This window comes from Gemmatimonadota bacterium (assembly GCA_009835325.1).
Taxonomy (GTDB): domain Bacteria; phylum JAAXHH01; class JAAXHH01; order JAAXHH01; family JAAXHH01; genus JAAXHH01.
In genome coordinates, this window is sequence record VXWP01000039.1 from 11,627 (window position 1) to 30,130 (window position 18,504).

Annotated in this window: 18 protein-coding genes; 12 read left to right on the plus strand and 6 right to left on the minus strand. The window is 61.7% G+C overall.

Features of this window, described 5'->3' with window-relative positions; translation table 11 throughout:
• Positions 1–3: 3 nt before the first annotated feature.
• A complete protein-coding gene (locus F4Z81_04565; GenBank protein MXW04327.1) occupies positions 4–459 on the plus strand; it encodes a hypothetical protein in 456 nt (151 codons plus the stop codon).
• A complete protein-coding gene (locus F4Z81_04570; protein MXW04328.1) occupies positions 452–1,408 on the plus strand; it encodes a carbohydrate kinase in 957 nt (318 codons plus the stop codon). The genes F4Z81_04565 and F4Z81_04570 overlap by 8 nt, the downstream gene beginning before the upstream one ends.
• A gap of 14 nt (positions 1,409–1,422) precedes the next feature.
• On the opposite strand, the gene F4Z81_04575 is transcribed toward F4Z81_04570, so the two are convergent.
• Genes F4Z81_04575 through F4Z81_04590 form a run of 4 tightly spaced genes read right to left on the minus strand, consistent with a single transcriptional unit; the run spans position 1,423 to position 7,254 of the window.
• Positions 1,423–4,284, minus strand: a complete 2,862-nt coding sequence (locus tag F4Z81_04575) for a molybdopterin-dependent oxidoreductase (GenBank protein MXW04329.1) — start codon at positions 4,282–4,284, stop codon at positions 1,423–1,425.
• A gap of 53 nt (positions 4,285–4,337) precedes the next feature.
• Positions 4,338–5,999, minus strand: coding sequence for a 4Fe-4S ferredoxin (locus F4Z81_04580; GenBank protein MXW04330.1), 1,662 nt, complete (start codon positions 5,997–5,999; stop codon positions 4,338–4,340).
• An 18-nt stretch (positions 6,000–6,017) separates the two neighbouring features.
• The gene (locus F4Z81_04585) at positions 6,018–6,596 is read right to left on the minus strand and encodes a flavin reductase family protein (GenBank protein MXW04331.1); all 579 of its coding nucleotides are present in this window, start codon (positions 6,594–6,596) and stop codon (positions 6,018–6,020) included.
• 19 nt (positions 6,597–6,615) lie between these two features.
• A complete protein-coding gene (locus F4Z81_04590) occupies positions 6,616–7,254 on the minus strand; it encodes an outer membrane beta-barrel protein (GenBank protein MXW04332.1) in 639 nt (212 codons plus the stop codon).
• 212 nt (positions 7,255–7,466) lie between these two features.
• On the opposite strand from F4Z81_04590, the gene F4Z81_04595 reads away from it, so the two are divergent.
• The 6 genes from F4Z81_04595 to F4Z81_04620 all read left to right on the plus strand — a co-directional run bounded on the left by F4Z81_04595 (position 7,467) and on the right by F4Z81_04620 (position 11,822).
• The gene (locus tag F4Z81_04595; GenBank protein MXW04333.1) at positions 7,467–8,096 is read left to right on the plus strand and encodes a sigma-70 family RNA polymerase sigma factor; all 630 of its coding nucleotides are present in this window, start codon (positions 7,467–7,469) and stop codon (positions 8,094–8,096) included.
• Positions 8,083–8,541: a hypothetical protein gene (locus F4Z81_04600; GenBank protein MXW04334.1), complete on the plus strand. Its 459-nt coding sequence runs from the start codon at positions 8,083–8,085 to the stop codon at positions 8,539–8,541. The genes F4Z81_04595 and F4Z81_04600 overlap by 14 nt, the downstream gene beginning before the upstream one ends.
• Entirely contained in the window at positions 8,538–9,047 is a 510-nt protein-coding gene (locus F4Z81_04605) for a hypothetical protein (GenBank protein ID MXW04335.1), read from the plus strand. The genes F4Z81_04600 and F4Z81_04605 overlap by 4 nt, the downstream gene beginning before the upstream one ends.
• A gap of 173 nt (positions 9,048–9,220) precedes the next feature.
• Positions 9,221–9,826 carry a periplasmic heavy metal sensor gene (locus tag F4Z81_04610; GenBank protein MXW04336.1) on the plus strand — a complete coding sequence of 202 codons (606 nt, stop codon included), beginning with the start codon at positions 9,221–9,223 and terminating at the stop codon, positions 9,824–9,826.
• 136 nt (positions 9,827–9,962) lie between these two features.
• Positions 9,963–10,409, plus strand: a complete 447-nt coding sequence (locus F4Z81_04615) for a hypothetical protein (GenBank protein ID MXW04337.1) — start codon at positions 9,963–9,965, stop codon at positions 10,407–10,409.
• A 99-nt stretch (positions 10,410–10,508) separates the two neighbouring features.
• The gene (locus F4Z81_04620) at positions 10,509–11,822 is read left to right on the plus strand and encodes a PQQ-binding-like beta-propeller repeat protein (protein MXW04338.1); all 1,314 of its coding nucleotides are present in this window, start codon (positions 10,509–10,511) and stop codon (positions 11,820–11,822) included.
• 92 nt (positions 11,823–11,914) lie between these two features.
• On the opposite strand, the gene F4Z81_04625 is transcribed toward F4Z81_04620, so the two are convergent.
• Complete coding sequence (locus F4Z81_04625; GenBank protein ID MXW04339.1) at positions 11,915–13,153, minus strand: hypothetical protein; 1,239 nt, start codon at positions 13,151–13,153, stop codon at positions 11,915–11,917.
• 162 nt (positions 13,154–13,315) lie between these two features.
• On the opposite strand from F4Z81_04625, the gene F4Z81_04630 reads away from it, so the two are divergent.
• From F4Z81_04630 to F4Z81_04645, 4 genes are all read left to right on the plus strand, one after another.
• Positions 13,316–15,154, plus strand: a complete 1,839-nt coding sequence (locus F4Z81_04630; protein MXW04340.1) for a hypothetical protein — start codon at positions 13,316–13,318, stop codon at positions 15,152–15,154.
• 12 nt (positions 15,155–15,166) lie between these two features.
• Entirely contained in the window at positions 15,167–15,868 is a 702-nt protein-coding gene (locus tag F4Z81_04635; GenBank protein ID MXW04341.1) for a DUF2491 family protein, read from the plus strand.
• Between the two features lie 18 nt (positions 15,869–15,886).
• The gene (locus tag F4Z81_04640; protein MXW04342.1) at positions 15,887–16,657 is read left to right on the plus strand and encodes a hypothetical protein; all 771 of its coding nucleotides are present in this window, start codon (positions 15,887–15,889) and stop codon (positions 16,655–16,657) included.
• A gap of 113 nt (positions 16,658–16,770) precedes the next feature.
• Positions 16,771–17,610, plus strand: a complete 840-nt coding sequence (locus F4Z81_04645; protein MXW04343.1) for an ion transporter — start codon at positions 16,771–16,773, stop codon at positions 17,608–17,610.
• A 14-nt stretch (positions 17,611–17,624) separates the two neighbouring features.
• On the opposite strand, the gene F4Z81_04650 is transcribed toward F4Z81_04645, so the two are convergent.
• Positions 17,625–18,455: a hypothetical protein gene (locus F4Z81_04650; GenBank protein MXW04344.1), complete on the minus strand. Its 831-nt coding sequence runs from the start codon at positions 18,453–18,455 to the stop codon at positions 17,625–17,627.
• Positions 18,456–18,504 lie beyond the last annotated feature (49 nt).

Sequence of the window (18,504 nt, forward strand, 5' to 3'; positions counted from 1 at the left end):
GGCATGATGATTAACGCCAGGAAGCTGATCCTGGGAACCGCCGCCTATACGGTCTGTACCTTCTCTCTCGCCGTGGGCTGGCATGTTCTCCTTTTCCAGGAGAGATATGAATCGTTCGGCTACTTCGAGGGAGAGCCAGACTTTCTGCTCGGGTTGCTCACCATCGTCCTCCAGGGCGTGCTGCTCTCCGCCCTGTTTCCGATGCTGAAACCCGTGGGCACCTCATTTCGGCGGGGGATCAAGTTCGCTTTCATTGCAGGCGCATTCTTCTGGACTTCTCACGTGCTCGCCTTCGTCGCCAGGCAGAAGGTGCCCGAAGTGTCGGCGTTCATCTGGATGGAAACGGCCTACCTATTGGTCCAATTCGGGCTGTTCGGTCTGATCCTCGGTGTGATATACCGTGGAGAGACTCAGACTGACGGTCGATCAAATCCCGGCAACGAAGGCGGGGATGCATAAAATCAGCCGGACGGTCAGTCCCTTCCGTAATATTGAATCAACAGGCCGCCGCGTCATCGTCGGCCTGGGCGAGCTACTGTGGGACATGCTGCCCTCGGGTCCCCAGCTCGGCGGTGCCACGGCGAACTTCGCCTATTTCGCGTCCCTCGTGGGTGAGGAGGGCATCGTAGCGAGCCGGGTCGGTCGGGACGGCCTCGGAGACCGGGCCGTGGACCGTATAGCCGGTCTCGGCCTTTCCGCCGACGAGATTCAGCGGGACGAAGTCTATCCCACCGGAACGGTCGACGTAGCCATCGGACCGGACGGGCAGCCCGATTTCACGATCAACGGCGATGTCGCGTGGGAGCACATGGCGTGGACGCCCGGCTGGGCCGCGCTGGCCAAACGGGCGGACGCAGTATGCTTCGGGACGGTATCCCGTCACCAGGCTGGTTCGATCGGTGCGGTCACGGCGTTCCTCGAAGCTTTGAGGCCCTCCGCCTTACGTATCTTCGACGTGAACCTGCGGCAGGACCGGTATTCAGCGGCCCTGCTTCACGATTCCTTCCAGCGTGTCCACATCGTCAAGTTGAACGACGAGGAACTGTACGCGGTCTGTCCCCTGCTGGACCTCGGGGGCGAAGATCTCGAGTCCATGGCCAAGCGGCTGCGCGCAGCTTATGACCTGGAAGTCGTCTGCGTCACTCGCGGCGCGGAAGGCAGCCTGCTGGTCACCGCGTCGGAGACCGTTGCCCACCCGGGCGTGCCGGTCGACGTGGTGGATACCATCGGCGCCGGCGACGCCTTCACCGCGGTCCTGGCCATCGGGTACCTGCGCGGCGTGCCGCTTGAACGCGTGAGCGAAGCCGCCAACCGGCTCGGCGCCTGGGTCGCGTCCCAGACCGGCGCCATGCCGGCGGCCGACGAGGCCGTGTGCGCCGCCGTCCGGAATACCCTCCTGGAAGCGTAAGGGAAACGCGGGGGTTACTCGGGCAGGTAGTAGGTCTCTTCCGCCGGCCGCAGGGGGCGGTTGAGCCAGAGGGGCCGGCGCAGTCCGCCAGGTCCGGGCGCGGGGCGCGTCTGGTCGAGCCATTCGCGGTACACCTCGAAGGACTTCTCCGTATCCACCATCACGTCCCCGTAGGCGTCCTCTTCGCGGGCCTTTTCGATCCTGACCTTCTGGTGCCAGCAGTGCATGCCGCTCACCGGATCGGGGTGCACGGGGAAGGTGATGTTCTGGTGCACGCCGCCATCCCGCCAGAAGATGCGGGAGGAGTCGCGGTCGGCGCTTTCGTAGGGCCGAATCCCGTCCATCACCTTCATGCGCCACTTGCCGCCGGAAGCTTCCTGGATGTCCACCAGGTTGACCGACCAGCGGTTGCCGTCCGCGTCCTGCTTGCGCCGCCAGCGGCCCAGGTGGTGGGAGCAGGCGACCACGCCGGGTTTCATGGCCTCGGTGACCCAGACGCGGTCCACGAAATGGCCGATCTCGGTGGTCACCCGAACCAGGTCGCCCGTGGTGACGCCCATCCGGTCGGCGTCCTGCCGGTGCATCCACACGGGGTTGCGGTTGGAGATCTCGTTGAGCCACTTGGCGTTGCCCGATCTCGAGTGGATCAGCGTGGGCAGCCGGAAGGTGGGCACCAGCGGGAACTCGCCCTGCTCGCGGTCGAGCTCGTCGGGGTGCACGTGGCTCTTGATGTAGGTGGGGATGGCGTACTCCGGCCAGCCCCAGTCCACCATGGTCTGGGAGTAGAATTCCTGCTTGAGTGAGGGCGTGGGGAAGCCCGCGCGCGGGGTCCCGTCCACCATGACCCCCACGGTCTTGCCGCCGGCGACCAGGGTATTCGTCTCCGGATCGACCTCGGCGCCCGCGGCCGTCTCTTTATCCAGTTGCTTGAGATGCTTCGCGTAGGCCGTCTTCTCCACCTCGAAAGCGCCGTACTTGCGCATGTAGTCCAGGGTGGACAGCCCTTCTTCCGCGGCGGCCTCGGGCAGCCCGTCCACGTGGTCGAAGATGTACCGGTAGTATTCGTCGACGGTGATCTTCTCGCCGGGACGGTAGGGTGAAATGAAATGGTCCCTGATCCCCAGGCTGCCGTCGGGATCGATGCGCCAGGATAGCTCGATCCAGAACTCGTCCTCTTCCCAGACCTCGCCCGGGTTGGCTTCGTAGGTGAAGGTCACCGGATCGCCCATGCGCCGCCGCGCCTCGCGCAGGACGGGCTGGCGGAACCCGATCCAGGTGCCCGAGTGCGTCTCGTAGCTGATGATGTCGTGGCGCTCGCTGGCGTGACCCATGGGCAGCACGTAATCGGCGAAATAGGCCGTCTCGTTCCACGTGGGGGTCAGGGCCGCGTGAAGCCCCACCTTCTCCTCGTCGCGCAGCGCCTCGACCCAGGTGAACCCGTCGGGGTATGTCCATACGGGGTTGAATACGCGCGTGAAGTAGACGGCCAGCTTTCCGCGCCCCTCTTTCAGGAAATGGGGCAGGAGAAAGCTCATCTCGTAATGGGAGAGGGGGTATTCCTTCGGGAAATGGAGTTCGTTCCAGAACTTCTGATCCGGGGGATGGTCGAAGACGTTGGGCTTGAACTTGTTCCATCCGCTCGGCGAGGTCCCGCCCTCTGTGCCGACGCTGCCCGTGAGCACATTCAGGAAATGAAGGCACCGCGCCACGGCCCATCCGCCGGCATTGCCGCTGCCCGCGCTGCGCCAGTTGTGGGTGGCGAACCGCGACCCCGCTCGGCCGATCTCCCGGGCGATCTCCACGATCTGCGCCGCCGGCACGCCGCTCTCCTGTTCGGCGAACTCGGGGGTGTATTCGCTGTATACGGCCTTGAGCGCTTCGATGAACCGCTCGAAGGTGCGCGGCCCGTCCGGGTGTTCCTTCTCCAGGTAGGTCTGCCAGTTGACCCACGTTTTCATGAACGCTGCGTCGTAGAGGCCGTCCTGCAGGATGACGTTGGCCATGGCCAGCAGCACCGCGGCCTCGCTGCCCGGATAGGTGGGCATCCAGTGGTCGGCCATGCTGGCCGTGTTGGACAGCCGCGGGTCCATGACCGCGAGCTTCGCGCCCTTCATCATGCCTTCGATGATGCGCTGGGCGTGGGGATTGAAGTAGTGTCCCGATTCCAGGTGGGCGCTGATGAGGAGGATGAACCGTGCGTTGGCGTGGTCCGGCGACGGCCGGTCGAAGAAGTGCCAGAGGGCGTATCCGAAGCGGGCGCCCGACGAGCAGATGTTGGTATGGCTGTTATGCCCGTCCACGCCCCAGGCCTTGAGCACGCGGTCGATGTAGCCTTCGGCGCCGGGCCGGCCCACGTGGTAGGCGATCTCGTTGTTGGCGCCCTGCTGCAGGCGTTCTCGGATCCGCCCGGCGATGTCGTCCAGCGCGTCGTCCCAGGACACCCGTTCCCACTCGCCGCTGCCCCGCGCGCCCGAGCGGCGCACGGGATAGAGGATGCGGTCTGTGTCGCGGATCTGGTTGATGGTCGCGGGGCCCTTGGCGCAGTTGCGTCCCCGGCTGGCCGGGTGGTAGGGATTGCCCTCGAACTTGCGGACCTCCATCGTCTCCTTGTCCACGTAGCTCAGCATGCCGCATCCGGCTTCGCAGTTGAAGCATGCCGTGGGCACCACCATGTAGCGTTTGGGCTGCTGCCGCGGCCAGTCCTGCGCCTCGTACTCCACCCAGTCGTCCCACTGGTCCGGCGGCGGGTAGTCCGTGAGCGCACCGCCCTCGGTCAGACTCGGGAGATCCGGTCCGTCCTCTTCGTGCAGGTTGGGGATCAGGCCGATCTTCTCGGCCAGCGATTCGATCAATCCCGGTTTATGGCGCATGGACATGTGGTCAATTCCAGTCTCGATGGTCAGCGCTGCGCAGAAAGACGCCGTACCTTTCAGCTCAGCGGAATGTCCTGCGGCGCCCTGACCCAGACGTACTCCGTCGCGTATAGACCGATCAGCACGCCCGCGCCCGCCGCGGCGAGCATCGGACCACCGCCGATCCAGGCCAGTACGATAGGAACAAGATTGCCGATGGCGATACCGAGCCCCCAGAAATACCCCCGGTACCTGCCCCGGACGATGGCCTGCACGGCTTTCCGGGCGTCTGCCGTGGGATGGGGCGTCAGCATCTCGGACGCGATCACCAGCAGGTTCAGGATGACTGCGGCGATCAACGTTGTCCGCAGGAAGTCGGTCCACGCCTCACCGGGCGCGCCGAACAGCAGGACCAGGGCGAACACCGCCGCGCCGGCCAGCACCGCGTGGAGCAGCATGTGCAGGACCAGCGTCGGGCTCTGCCAGAAATCCCGTCCCTTGGCCTGGGCGAAGAGAAAGGCCGTGTATACCGCCGTGACGACCGCCAGCGCGGCCGTGATCCAACCGATGATTTCGGCTGCCCCGGTTCTGCCGGTCCACATGGCCGCGGCCCAGAGCGTGAGCGCCAGCCCGTAGAGGGTCAGGGCGTAGCCGCCGAGTACGAGCCAGGACTTCCACTGGGGACGGAGCAGCACGTAGAGAAAGCGTTTGGGTTGGGTCAGGTCGCTGACCAGCAGGATCGTCGTGGCCAGTAGAAACGTCAAGGCCACGGTGCAGCCGGCCCAGGCAAGCACGGGATCGACGGCATGCCCGAGGACCGACGCCGCGAAGGGAAGGAGGAAGGCCCCGGCCGAGATGGCCTTGGTCCACACGTAGGCCGCCACGTCGTTGCCCCACAGGACGCCCTTGTCCGGCGCGTCGTAGACTCGGCGCGCCGCGGCGTCTTTGCCGGCGCCGTTACTCGCCCGGTCGCCGGCGCCGGTCTGTGCGACGCCGCCAACCTGTCCACCGTCGCCATTTTGCCCGCCTCCAACCTGTCCGTCCTGTCCCGCCCCGCCGAGTTGCCGGATCATGTCCTCCGGGTCCGCCTTGGCGGTTCTTTCCTCGATATATCGGGCGAAATGGCCGACGCCGTCTGACTGTGAACTCCACATGTAGTTGTCCGACGTCGCGGTTTCCCCGGGCGTCAAAGAGGCCTTGTCGCCGTCGATGTAGTACAGGCGGGGCTTCGTGTCCTTCTCGATCTTTCGGACCGTCACCTGTTCCTTCGCGAGCAACTGGGCGATCTCCGTCGATCCATCGTCCATGTCGCCCGAGATGATGGCGTGTTCCGGGCAGACGTTCACGCAGGCGGGTTCGAGACCGATGTCCACACGGTGGGCGCAGTAGTTGCACTTGGCCGCCGTATGGGTATCGGGATCGATGTACAGGGCGTCATAGGGACAGGCCTGCATGCAGCCCTTGCATCCGATGCATCGCCTCGGATCGAAATCGACGATGCCGTCCTTCCGGGTGTACAGCGCCGTCACCGGGCAGATCTCCACGCAGGGGGCGTCCTCGCAGTGGTTGCACCGCATGACGGAGAAATGCCTCGACGTGTTCGGATACGTCCCTTTCTCGATGTACTTGACCCAGGTCCGGTTGACGCCGAGGGGCACCTCGTGCTCGGCCTTGCACGCAACGGTGCAGGCGTGGCACCCGATGCACTTCCTGTTGTCGATGATGAAACCGTATTGCATGGATGCTCCGCAAAAAGTTCAGCCGGAGAGCTTTCCGTACCGGCCGCCGTAGAAAACCAGTGGGCGCCCTTCACCGGCGTCACCCGCTACGATTTCGCCGATGAAGATGTCGTGATCTCCGCCCGGCAGTACATTGGTGACCCGGCAGTCGACGTAGGCGAGCGCTTGTTCGATAACGGGCGAGCCCGTAACCTCGGTCCGGTATTCGATGCCTGTGAAGTCCTTCGGACCGTGCTTTGCGAACCGCACGGACAGCGCTTCGTGTTCTTCGGTCAATATGTTGACGGCGAAGCAGTCGCTGGCCTTGAGGCAGGCGTTCATCTGGGCCTTGACGTCCACCGATACGAGGATGAGCGGGGGATCCAGGGAGAGGGAAGCCACCGCGTTGGCGGTCATGCCCTGCGGCCTGTCCTCGTAGCAGGTGGTTACGACGGTCACGCCGGTCGCGAAATGCCCCATGATCCGCCGTTGTTCCATTTGATCGAATGCCATTTTACCACGCTTGTCAGGGTGTTTTCCGCGATCGGGCAACTGTCTCCCACTGTGATGCATCGTCCCGACAAAGTCAATGTATTTAAAGATCGTCCCGCGTTTCATTCCCGCTGGCGTCTCGGTGCTACAGATGCATCACCACGAAGGCGGTTACGGGTATCCACCGGGCGCTTTCATTGAACACGTTGCGCGCATGGTTGTACCTCGCCTCCAGGGACAACCTCACGTGGTCGCTGACGGTCAGGTTGACCCCCAGGCCGAACACGAACATGAACGAGTGGTCGATGGTATCGGAGTCCGCGTCTTCACCCGCGGCTGTGCGATCGGATCGGCCCGTGAAGCGGTCGGGCCAACCTGTGGCCCTGGCCCATCCCACACCCCCATGTCCATAGAATCCCACGGGATCCGCGATCCCCTCAATCATCAGGCCCACATTGCCGCCCGTCAGCGTTCTGTCGGCATCCGATGCCAGCCCTTCATTAGCCGACCCCTCATTCGAATGCGAAAACGCCGCCTCTTTGATACCGAATCGACTGTGAAGGCCCTCAATCAGCAGGAAGTAACCCTCGTCGACGGGTATGGCCACGCCACCGTGCAGAAAAGGACCTGCCGACGCCGTTCCGTCCGCCAGATCACCAATGGGCATGGCGGGACCGCCGCCCAACCGGACATTCACCTGGCCCTCGGCAAACAACGGCGAAAACAAACACGCGATCGCCAGACAAATACCACGCACTTGAGGATTCCCTTCATGCCGCATCATGTCGCAACTTCGAATTCACCGGAAAGAACGGACCGGTTTGTTTTTAGGCTCAATGAGCAGGTTCCGTGTGAAAGAAGTAACTTATTTCTGAATTTTGTGGGAATAGAATCGGCGCCGGCGTGGTCTAATCAGTAGGCAGCGGCAACCGTTCGGATCGATCTCCGGCACTTTCGAGATGCGTTAACGGCCCGCGCCGGCCGACAGTCCGCTGGATGCTGACCATATTGTTCCGGCCATTCGAGGGAAGCGGGATGAGGAAAGACGCCTTGACGGACGATGCACTGGTCGACGCCGCCCGCGATGGCAGCGAGGACGCCTTCCGCGCCCTGGTGGAACGATACGAAGGCCGCGTGGCCACCGTCGTCATCCGCATGCTGGGAAACACCCCCGAAGCCGAGGACGCGGGGCAGGAGACTTTCATCCGGTTCTATCGCGGCTTGCGAGGATTCCGTGGTCAGGCGTCGGTCGGCACCTACCTGACCCGGATCGCCATCAACCTGGCACTCACCGAACTGAAAAAACGCCGGCGCCGTTCGATTTTCGTCCCCTTCAAACCGCCGGGCAGGGAACAGGACGCACCGGAGCTGGACTATGCCGATCCGGCGGCCAGCGCCGACTACGACGATACAGCCGACCGAATTCAAAAGGCGCTGAACAGACTGAAGCCCGAATTCCGTTCCGTGATCGTACTCCGGCTGATGGAAGGCTATTCGACGAAAGAAACCGCCGAGATCCTGGGTTTGCCCATCGGGACGGTACTGTCCCGACTGAGGAGGTCCCAGGAGAAACTGAAACGCATGCTCATTTCCTCTAACAGGGAGCTTGTCCATGAAACGGTCTGAACTGGATCTGCTGTACCGGTCGCTGGATGCGTCCCTGACGCCCGAAGAACAAAGCCGCCTGGACGCGGCGTTGCGGCGCGATCCCGGACTGCGGGACGAATACGAGCGACTGGTCCGGCTGCGAAGCCAGGTCGAAAACCAGGAATCGCCCTCGTTCCGGGCGGATTTCTCCCAACGCGTCATGGAACGCCTGGCGGCGGAGTCCGCGGCCGTACCGTCGTCGATCCCTGAAGGCGGAACAACGACCGACTTCGAGGACGTGTTGCCCCTCATGTTCCGCAAAGTGGCGGTGGCCGCTTCGGTCGCTGCCGTCCTGCTGTTAACCTACAACCTGGCCACGTCCGAAAGTGTCTCTATCAACACGTCGTTCGGACTGACCGAGGAACTGTATCCTGAAGACCTGTACGACGCGCGGATCGCGCTGGAAACGGAGGGCGAACTATGAACATCCACCTGAAGACCGCGGCCATTCTGCTGGCCACGTTGATTATCGGCATGGTCTGTGGCGCGCTCATCCTGGGCGCCTTCGCCCGGGACCGTCTGCAGCCGCCGCCCCAGGTGACCCGGGAACGCTTCGTGGAACGGTGGGTCAGGATGGTGCAGCCGGATCCTGAGCAGTTGCAGAGGATCCGGGAAGTGGTGGGCGAACATGAACCCGGATTCCGGGAGTACTACATGCGCCATCGGCAGGAGATACAGGTCCTGGTCGATTCGCTGCACGGGGACCTGGAACCCATCCTTACCGAAACGCAACTCGAGCGGATCAAGCGGATCCGCGAGGGTCGCGAACGCGTCCGCGAGTTTCGACGGGATGGCGATCGCGAACCACGCCGGGGACGCCTGGGACCGCCCGGGCGCAACAGGTCCAGCGAGCGGTCGGGCGGGCGGCCTCGAGGGGATCGCCCTGACAGCATTCGTACGGAAGGGCGCGGGAGCGACAGTGACCATTGACTCCTCGTTCCGACAGGTCAGGAGTGGCCCAGCCGCCGGGCATTGTACGGATGTGAAGAAAGTTGGAATACCCCGCACCCGTCCCCCGTCTAATCAAGTAGAGCAACACGAAGACGATCTCCGGAGATCGCGGTCCAAACATCCGCCAGCATCACCATGAAGGGAGCGACAAAATGAAAAAGATCATTTCAGGAACCATCACCGGCGCGCTGAGTATCGTCGTACTGACCTGGACTATGGTCGTACTGGTCTGGGCTTCTGATGCGATGGGCCGGATCGGTCATGAGGAAGCTGACGTGCTCGACGGAGTCGCTGCACTCGCGGCATCTGGATCGTCCGGCGAGTTCTCCGACATCCTGGCAGACGATATTGCCGATGACGATGCGGATGATGTGCGGACGCGTCTGTCCCGGAGAGGAATGTCCGGTCTCGAACTCACGGACGAGCAGGAGGAGAAGATCGAGACACTGCGTTCCGCCTACACGCGGGAAATGATACAGCTTCGCGCCGACTCGAGGCTTGCACGGGTCGAACTTCGCGAACTGATGGATGAGATCAGTCCCGACATCGACCGGGTGAAGGAGCTGGCCGCGGCCGCATCGGCGGCCCAGGGCGCCGTGTTCGAGCGAATCGCGCTTTTCCGTGCCGAGTTCAAGAATGTCCTGACCGCTGAGCAGCAGGAGAACCTGCGTGAGTCCTTCCGCGACCGGCGCGACGGTCGCCGCGATTCCGGGATGCGCTGGCGGCGCGACGGCCGCGAATCGCGCAACCGGCGTTAAGCAGGTGTTGCAACATGCCGCGGAAGGATCCAGGTCCGGCCGCGGCATTAACCATGGAATCCGGCCGCGGCGTTTCACCGCGGAATCTGACCGTGGCCTTCAATTGCCATTTTGTCTGTTAAAAAGGAGTCGAAGCATGAGATACCGTCTTCACCTCGCCATACTCGGATTGATCATGATCGCCTTTATCGCAAACGACGCGGTCGCGCAGCGCGGTGGTTTCGGCCGCGGTGGCGGCCGGGGCCAGAACAATGAAATGATGGAACGCGTGCGGGCGGTAAGCACCTTCCCCGTCGACCGAATCTGGCACGTATTGAGCATCCGGATGGACACCACCGACGAACAAGTGCTGCAATTGCGCACGGTCGTGAAGGAAGCCTCGACTCAGAAGATCGCGTTGGTGGAACAGGCCACGAAGACCGAGGACTGGAACTGGCTGCGCGAGCAACTGGAAGCGAATGAGAAGCAGTTCAAGGAAAACCTGAAGGGCATGCTCTCCGCGGACGAGATCAAGGCGTTTGAGCAACTGGTGGAGGAATCTTCACGCATGGTGCCGGACAGGCAACGCAGGTCCAGGCGCTGAGGCAGCCAGTTACAATCCAATTGAGATAGCGAACGGAAAGCTGTAGTTTCTTAATGAGAACCTTCGGTTTTAAGGCCTAAGACGTCGAGCGAGATTTGGTTGTTACTGGGAAACAGAGGGCCTGTTCATATGGTTGTAGTGAATCGATCCTTGGTTATCGTCACCCTCCTGCTAGGCAGCTGTATATCAGACGTCGGTTATGCTCAGCATACCTTCTATCCCAGAGGTATAACTCAGCTAAGCGATATATTCGATGACGCAAAGAGGGAACGGACCTATTTACTGAGTGAGGACTATGATCGCTACCCAACCATATCTGATAAAGGTCTGATAGTTGTAGAAAGCAAATGGGAAACTCAAAGTATCATACGTTCTATAGACGAGGACGGGGCAACTATCTGGGAGAAGCGATCTCCCGAAGGTTTGGATCGTGTTCATGTCACGGCCTCACCAGGTGGTCGTTTTGTCGTTCTGTTTTATACTGATAGACAGTTATCTGACGGCACACTTGAACTCCTCACCTCCGAAGGCAAAACACTTTGGACCCGTCACATAGTGGCCAGGCCGCCTCACTTTCTTAATTCCGGTGGTTATTTACTACTAGATGGCTATTCGGGGGAACCTAATGTAGTAGTCGACATTCTATCGGGAGAGGAACAGTGGAGGACGGATGTATCGTTTCGGATCCAGAAATGGGGTCCAGGTCTAGTGGGCTGGCTTGAGAAGAACAACGATTCAATCTCATTCTCAGTTGTAGACCCAATAAACGGTCCATCGCTAAGAAGACAATCCATTGATGAAGGATATCTAAATGGTATCAAAGGAGCGTCGATTTATGGATTAACTTCCGAAGACGGCAAAAGGCTCGTCCTAAGGGCGTCAAAAAGTGTCCCAGATCGTTATAAAAAGAAGACGCGAATTGGCGTTTTCAATCAGTTTGGAATTTTACTATGGAGTCGAGACTTTAAAGGTTACATAACCCCTTTAGGGATAACCCCGGATAGCCGGTTTCTTGTGGCAAAGGTATATAGACCCGACCAAACCATATCACTTCAAGCACGCTGGTTAGAACTAATTGACGCTAACACGGGTACAGTAATCTGGACCTTACAAGACCGAGGGTCGTCGAGCAGCCCGGTATTACTTACGAATAACCGTCTGTTTTTGAATGCAAATCGTGTAAAGATAAGAGGAGAAGAGATTAATACGGAGCATGGCACACTTATTCTTTCTATAGATTCATCAGGTCAACTTCAGGATCAGGAACTCTTGTTGTACAACGACATCATACATGTCGGATTTCGTAACGACTTACAAACATCGCAAAAACAATCGGAACAGAAACTCATGCTTTTGCTTGAAGAAGAGTGGAACCACAAACGTACTTTATATGTTGAAACAATAAGAAAGTAGATCTTGCCCACCAGTCCCGGACTTCCTTCATCCTGCCGTCTAGGCTCACTTTAACCTTGCTTCGTCAGTTTCAATAGGACTCTCTTCACTGCCTATCCCGACCAACGTTCCATCTTCTCCTCATCCAAATTCATGCCCAGCCCCGGACCTTCGAAAGGAGCGAGTTCACCGCCCTCGAGGGTGAAGGGGCTGGTGCATACATCGTCCTGAAGCAAGCCGGGTCCCACCAGGTCCGAGGGTACCTCGACGCTCGCCGATGCAACGGCGAGATGCACCGACGCCGCGGTACCGGGTCCCAGTTCGATGGTGCTGCCCAGTAAGGCGGGTATGCCCGCAGTCTCCGCTGCGTGGAGCAGGCGTCCCGCGCGGCGTAATCCACCTGCCTGGCAGGGGACGACATTGACGATGTCCACGGCGCGGTGGCGGATCAGGGCCGTCAGAAAGGCGTCCCCGAGATCGGCGACGTGTTCGATGATGGGTATGGGGGAACGGCCGCGGACGCTTGCCAGCGCTTCGGCAATGCCCTCCGCATCCGCTTCGATACGGGCGGGATCCTCCCGCGACATGGGCCGTGAGAGCGCGCGAATCGGCGTCTCACAGGCGTCGGCACCGGCCTCCGCCATGTCGCGCAGCCTCGACAGGGCCTCGTCTTCCTCCCAGTAACCGCTGGCATCCACCTTGATGTAGGCTTCGGGGCCCGCGATCCTGCGCGCAAGTCGCACCCGCTCGAGGTCCCGTTCGTGGTCCTCGCCCACCTTGAGCTTGAAGGCCTTCATGCCCGATCCTACCTGGTCGGCGACCTCCCTCTCCAGGGCCTGCAGTTCGTCCTCGAGCGTGGCGTCGCCGCGCAGATAGGCCACCCAGGAAACGGTTGCGGCACGCCGGCAACGGCCGCCCAGTAGTTCGTACAGCGGAATGCCGTGTGCCTTCCCGACCAGGTCGAGCAACGCACATTCGACGCCGAAGAGTATCAGTTGCCGGAGTTCGGGGTACCAGTTACCGGGAAGCGCTTCATCGGTCCGGTCATAGAGGCCGCGCCACGTGCGACCGTCGCCGCCAGCCAGCACGTCACTGCCGGCCAGCACGTCGCCGTCGGCCAGCACGCCGGACAACAGGTCCCGCAGCACCGCGGGCGAAGGGGCGTCCATCCGCGGCGCGATGTCGGAGATCTCGCCGATACCGGTCAAGCCGTCCGGAGTCTTCAATTCGATGATCTGGTAGGTAGACCGACCGTGGTTAATGGTGGCCTTCAGTTGCTTGGGGTCCGCACAGTAGGTGTCGTAGATGCGTGGGACGGCAACCTGGCGCACGCGGACGTCGGAGATTCGCATTTCGGTATGTTACTGCCGTCGGGTTCCGGGGTCAATGGCATCTTCATTCGTCGTTCGCGCGGATTCCCTGCCGGTAAGCAACTTGCCTGAAAGGTACATAGTCTATATCTTTAAAGAGCCAGAATCCGTACACACAATCCGACTACACAGGGGAAGTACCTCATGTCTCGACATATGAAACTGGTCATGATGACCGGCTTGATCGCGCTGATGGGTGGGTTTTTGCAGACCGAACCGGGCGCGGAGCGTTCGGTAGCGACCGACCGCTTGCGCTCGGCCGATGACGCGGCACGGATCACAAACGGCGCGGAAATTGCCGGCCCGATCTCGAAAAGCACGGAAAACGCGGAACGAACGATCCGGGAGATCACCGGTCTGTTCGGTCCTGAGGAAGCCTACGCCCGCCGCGGTTTCGGTGGTTTCCGGAGTTCGCGTTCCCTTTGGAATCGCCGCAGTTCCTTTGGCCGGCGCAGCCCCTTCGCCCGGAGAAGCACGCCTGCCGCCACGCGCCAGACGCCGGCGCGCACTACGGGGCAATCCGCCACGCCGGCACGCAGCACCTCGGCCGGGCAGCCCTCGGCCACCGCGGCGCGGTCGACCCGGGCAGGTGCCGCAACCGCCGGCCGGGCCACGGCGCGGTCTTCGGTCATGGGCCGGCGGGTCCAGAGCGAGACGGCGCGCCGGTCGCTGGCCACGCACCAGTCCAGGCAGGCCGGTTTCGCCCGGTCGTCCAATTCGGCGGCCAATACGAGCACCTACCGGGACAACGGCCTCTACAACCGGGGCTCGCAGAACCGCACGTCCTACGACAACTACTACGCGGGTCGAGATAGTTATTACGGGGGCATGGGCTGGAGGACGCCGGGTTACGCCTTCATGTCATACCCCAGCTTCGGCATGTGGGACGCCCTGTTCATGTGGTCCATGCTGGACATGATGAGCAGCCGCCGTCACTACGCGGTGGCCCATCACCATGCCAACGACCCGGGATACCAGGAATGGCGCGGCGAGGCCGAGCGCCTGGCCGAGGACAACGAGGAACTGCGGGCTAAGCTGGACGAGCTCGACCGGCAGGTCGCCACGCTGGAAGGCACGCCGAGGGATCCCGAATACCTGCCGCCCGGCGTTACCCCGGCGATCGCCCTGGCCGCCGAAGTCGTGGCCACCGCCGATCCGAACCAGCCCCGCATCACGGTGAATACGGGGGTGGAGAACGGCAATTACCACCGATTCGGCCAGATCCTGCAGTCCCACCTGCCGGATTTCGACGTGATGCTCGAGACGACGGCGGGTTCTGAGGAGAACCTCAACAACCTGGTACGGAACCAGGTCGACGCGATCCTCGTGCAGAGCGACATCCTGAACTCCTACCTGCGCAAGAACCCTGACGCGGAAGACCAGCTGGTCGGATTGCAGTCGACCCTGTACACCGAGTACGTGCAGCTGATCGTCAACGAGGACGGCGGCATCGCGAGCGTGTCCGACCTCGAGCCGAACACCCATATCGTGTACGTCGGCCCCCGGGGTTCCGGGACGCACCGGGCCTGGGAGGGCTTCGTCCTGCAGGATCCGAGGTACGGGGAATTCAACACGCGGTTCGCCAGCTACGAGGAAGCGCTGAGCCAGGTGTCTGAAAACGCCAACGCGGTCATGCTGTTCGTCGCCGGCCTCAACTCGGAACTGCTCAAAGAGGCGGACCGGCAGTACGGACTGCAGTTGAGCATGGTCGCCGTGGATGAGCACTATTTCAGCACGGCCGTGGACCAGTTCGGCAACACGATCTACGAAGTGGCGACGATCCCCCACGAGACCTATCCCGAGCTGCAGGAAGGCTGGCTCTTCGGCTATTTCGACAGCAGCGTGGAGACGCTCACAGTGGACGCCATCCTGATCCTGTCCAAGCAGTGGGTGGATACCTACGGCAGCAAGCCGATGACCCTCTTCGAGGACGCCCTGTGGCGGTCCATCGACGACATCAAGCCCATCGTGGGCGAGGAGTAGCGCCAGGGCCCGATGAGCTTTCACATCATTCGTTCCGTAGCGAAGAAGCAGGCGAAAGAGGCGGCTGGTTTCTTTCGGAAGAAACCCGAGCGGGTCGATCAGGACCTGCCCCTGGGCGTCGCCATCGACCGGCTGGTCGACATCGACGCCGTCGCGTCGTCCACCTTTGTCGGCCTCGTCCACTTCGACTTTCCCTCCTTTCCCCTGGCTATCGAGGCGATCGGAAAGATCGATCTCGGCGAAGGGGCCATGGCCTATCGGTGCTATCTCCAGGGGACCTCGGCGTTTCTCCAGGTGGTGTCGGACCACGGAGAGCCCGTGGAATGCCGCCTGTACGTGCTCGACCGGGATCTGTATCCCCATTCGGAGGAAGTCTGGGAACAGTGGCTGAACGGGGAAAACGGCATCATCGGATCACCGGAAGTGCTGCACGGCGAAGGGGAGGAAAGAAGCTACCAGCGGGAATGGATGGACGGCGACGGACAGGCGGCGCCGATACAGGTCGACGAGCGGATCATTCGCGACGCGTACGGAGAGCAGGTCTTCGAGGAAACCCAGCAGGCCATGTCCTACTTCCGGGTGGCAAGTGGAGACCCCCACAACCCGGAAGACCCCGAGCGCGTGGATGAATTCCTGTTGATCAGCGCGGGCGACGGGGTTATAGAACTGTACCTGGGCGTGGCATTGATGCTCGAGGAAGTCACGGTTATTTAAAAACGAAAGGATGAAAAAATGATCTGGAAGTTTCTCTCCCGCGTCGGCAAGAAACAGGCCGGCAACGCCCTGGAGTCCTTCACCCAGGCCGTGGTGGCCTTCGACCCGGAAACCGCCTCCGAGGCGCAGATCTCCCTCATGGAAGAGGAACTCGACAAGCTCGGGAAGCGGGTCGGCAAGGCCGAGATGGACGTGAAGAAGGACCATGAAGAGACGCAGGCACTGTTGACGCAGTACGACCGGTACCTGGCCGCCGCCGAACGGATCGAAGGCCAGCTCGAAGAGGCGGATGAGGGCCAGCGGCCCAAGCTGGAGGAGAGTCTTGAAAAGCTGGTCGCGGAACTGGAGCGTCTGAACCCGGAGATCGAACGGGAACGCCAGGAGGACCAGGAAGCGGAGGCCTTCGCGACCGAGCTGCGCCAGGCCTACGATGTGGCGGCGGAGAAGCTCAAAAAGGCGCAGGTCCAGCTGAAACAGGCCCAGCGACGCATGGAGCAGGCCCGGATGAAGAAGGAGCGGGCCCTCGAACGCGCCGAGGGCGTGCGGCAGGCCTCGGGGCTGAGCAGTTCAATGGGCGGACTCGATACGGCCCTCAACGCCATGGACATGGAGACGGAGAAGGCGGAGACCACCTCCCGTGCCGCAGAACTGAAGATCGGCGCCTTCGGCCAGACCGAAATCACCGACGATCCAAACATCGCGGCGGCCCTGGAAGCGGCCGACAAACCCGCGCTGCCCGCATCCTCGACGCGGGACCGGCTGGCGGCCCTGCGTTCCAGGAAGTCCTGAGACCGTCACAGGTCTAGCATTCAAAGGCTCACCCGATGCGAGAAGCGGAAGGTGGGCCTTTCTCTTTAGATATGCCTTAGATAAGCCCACCGCATTCACCCAGGAGGCAAACCATGCCGGGAATCCTGTCCTCCCTCCTTGCGGCCGTACACCGTTTCGGTCCCTACGTACTGGCCGTCAACATGATCCTCTATTTCATCGAGTTGCAGTATACCCAGACGCGCAGCAGCCTGGACGCCGGCGCCTGGGCAGGGTTCATCTGGATCGAACGGGTCATCGCCGGGTTCTTCACCCTGGAATACGTGCTGCGCATCAGGCTGGCACCGCACAAGGGGAAGTACCTGCGCAGCGGGCTCGGGTTGATCGATCTGATCAGCATCCTGCCCTTCTGGATCGGATTCTATCCCGGCCTGACCCAGGAGCAGCTCGGCCTGGTGCGCGGCGCGCGGACGCTCCGGCTGCTCAAGATGTTCCGGTACAGCCCCAAGCTGGCGGAGTTCGCCCGGTCCATGTATACCAATCGCGTCCGGGTCATTCCCATCTTCCTCATTACCATCATGTACCTGATGATCAGCTCCACCGTGATCTACGAGGTGGAACGCCGCGCCCAGCCGGAGGTATTCAATGTCTACGGCGACAGCATCTGGTGGGCCGTGGTGACCTCCACCACGGTGGGGTACGGGGACAAGTACCCGGTCACGCCCCTGGGACAGGGCGCCACCGTCCTGATGATGATGGTGGGCATCGGTATCGTGGGCATGATCTTCGGGTTTTTCGCGGACAGCTTCCACGACTCCAGGCAGCCGCTGGAACCCACGTTAATGGAGGCGTACTGCAGAGGGGTTCAAGAAGAGGGGGCGGAGGGCCGAACGGTGCAGGCCCTGCGGGAGACCCACCGCAGCAACCCGCAATTCCTCATCTTCGCCGATACGGTGGACCGGTATATCGGTTAGGTGGAAGGAACGAACTAAAGGGATGAAGTCTCTTCGGACTCGGTCTCGGGATCAGTCTCCGGCTCGTACGTCCCGATGGATTCCTTGAGGGAAACCAGCCTGCGGAGCCGTCTCCGGTCTTTGGGCGTGAAACGATCCGTGTAGGCGTCGTAGATGGGTTGCTCGGGCGCCCCGTCGATGCGTGTGACGATCACGTAAAAGTAGAGGTTCTCCACGTCCGCTGGAGCCTTCTTCCATACCGGCGACAGCAACGCGAAGTTCCAGACGGCCCGCTCGTCCGGTCCCAGGTCCTTGCCTTCCGTGAGCCGGATATTGTAGTTGAAGTCGTCATCCAGGATCCACTTCCGGGGTTCGTTTCTCATGAGCGATCCGCGGAAATAGACCTTCGAGATCCGGTGTTCGGTCCGGTTGTGTATGGAGAGTTTCACGACGGACTGGCCCCGCTGCACGTAGTACTCGACCCCGCGCACCCTCACGTCCTTGAGACTTTCCATGGCGGAGTCCGTGTTCTCCTGCTTCTCCTCGAGGGCCTCAATGGCCTTGTTCACCCGCTCGTTCCACTCCGCGAAGATGTCCGTCGCGTCCATTCCGTCCAGCCGGCCGCGGATCCGGTTCTGAATGGCGTCCGACGCGTTCAGCGAGCTGATCACGTTGTCGCTGTAGAGGTACTCGAAGGCATCCAGCACGTCGTCGAGTCTTTCCTGGTCGTCCTCGGCCAGGGTGGCCTTGACCTCGGCGATGGTTGCATCGAAGGTGTCGACGTCCGTACCGTCTATGGTTGGACCGGACTTGCAGGCCATCGCGACCAGCGCGAGCCCCGCGGTAAACAGACTCAGGCGCACCATTGTTCGTCTCCTGCCCATTCGTCTCCTGCCGAACACGCTGACGTAAGCA

Bases quoted from the DNA above. Each gene is read 5' to 3' on its own strand.
- F4Z81_04565 (MXW04327.1), top strand. From the start codon at position 4: ATGATGATTAACGCCAGGAAGCTGATCCTGGGAACCGCCGCCTATACG.
- F4Z81_04570 (MXW04328.1), top strand. From the start codon at position 452: ATGCATAAAATCAGCCGGACGGTCAGTCCCTTCCGTAATATTGAATCA.
- F4Z81_04575 (MXW04329.1), bottom strand. From the start codon at position 4,284: ATGTCCATGCGCCATAAACCGGGATTGATCGAATCGCTGGCCGAGAAG.
- F4Z81_04580 (MXW04330.1), bottom strand. From the start codon at position 5,999: ATGCAATACGGTTTCATCATCGACAACAGGAAGTGCATCGGGTGCCAC.
- F4Z81_04585 (MXW04331.1), bottom strand. From the start codon at position 6,596: ATGAAACGCGGGACGATCTTTAAATACATTGACTTTGTCGGGACGATG.
- F4Z81_04590 (MXW04332.1), bottom strand. From the start codon at position 7,254: ATGATGCGGCATGAAGGGAATCCTCAAGTGCGTGGTATTTGTCTGGCG.
- F4Z81_04595 (MXW04333.1), top strand. From the start codon at position 7,467: ATGCTGACCATATTGTTCCGGCCATTCGAGGGAAGCGGGATGAGGAAA.
- F4Z81_04600 (MXW04334.1), top strand. From the start codon at position 8,083: ATGAAACGGTCTGAACTGGATCTGCTGTACCGGTCGCTGGATGCGTCC.
- F4Z81_04605 (MXW04335.1), top strand. From the start codon at position 8,538: ATGAACATCCACCTGAAGACCGCGGCCATTCTGCTGGCCACGTTGATT.
- F4Z81_04610 (MXW04336.1), top strand. From the start codon at position 9,221: ATGAAAAAGATCATTTCAGGAACCATCACCGGCGCGCTGAGTATCGTC.
- F4Z81_04615 (MXW04337.1), top strand. From the start codon at position 9,963: ATGAGATACCGTCTTCACCTCGCCATACTCGGATTGATCATGATCGCC.
- F4Z81_04625 (MXW04339.1), bottom strand. From the start codon at position 13,153: ATGCGAATCTCCGACGTCCGCGTGCGCCAGGTTGCCGTCCCACGCATC.
- F4Z81_04630 (MXW04340.1), top strand. From the start codon at position 13,316: ATGTCTCGACATATGAAACTGGTCATGATGACCGGCTTGATCGCGCTG.
- F4Z81_04635 (MXW04341.1), top strand. From the start codon at position 15,167: ATGAGCTTTCACATCATTCGTTCCGTAGCGAAGAAGCAGGCGAAAGAG.
- F4Z81_04640 (MXW04342.1), top strand. From the start codon at position 15,887: ATGATCTGGAAGTTTCTCTCCCGCGTCGGCAAGAAACAGGCCGGCAAC.
- F4Z81_04645 (MXW04343.1), top strand. From the start codon at position 16,771: ATGCCGGGAATCCTGTCCTCCCTCCTTGCGGCCGTACACCGTTTCGGT.
- F4Z81_04650 (MXW04344.1), bottom strand. From the start codon at position 18,455: ATGGTGCGCCTGAGTCTGTTTACCGCGGGGCTCGCGCTGGTCGCGATG.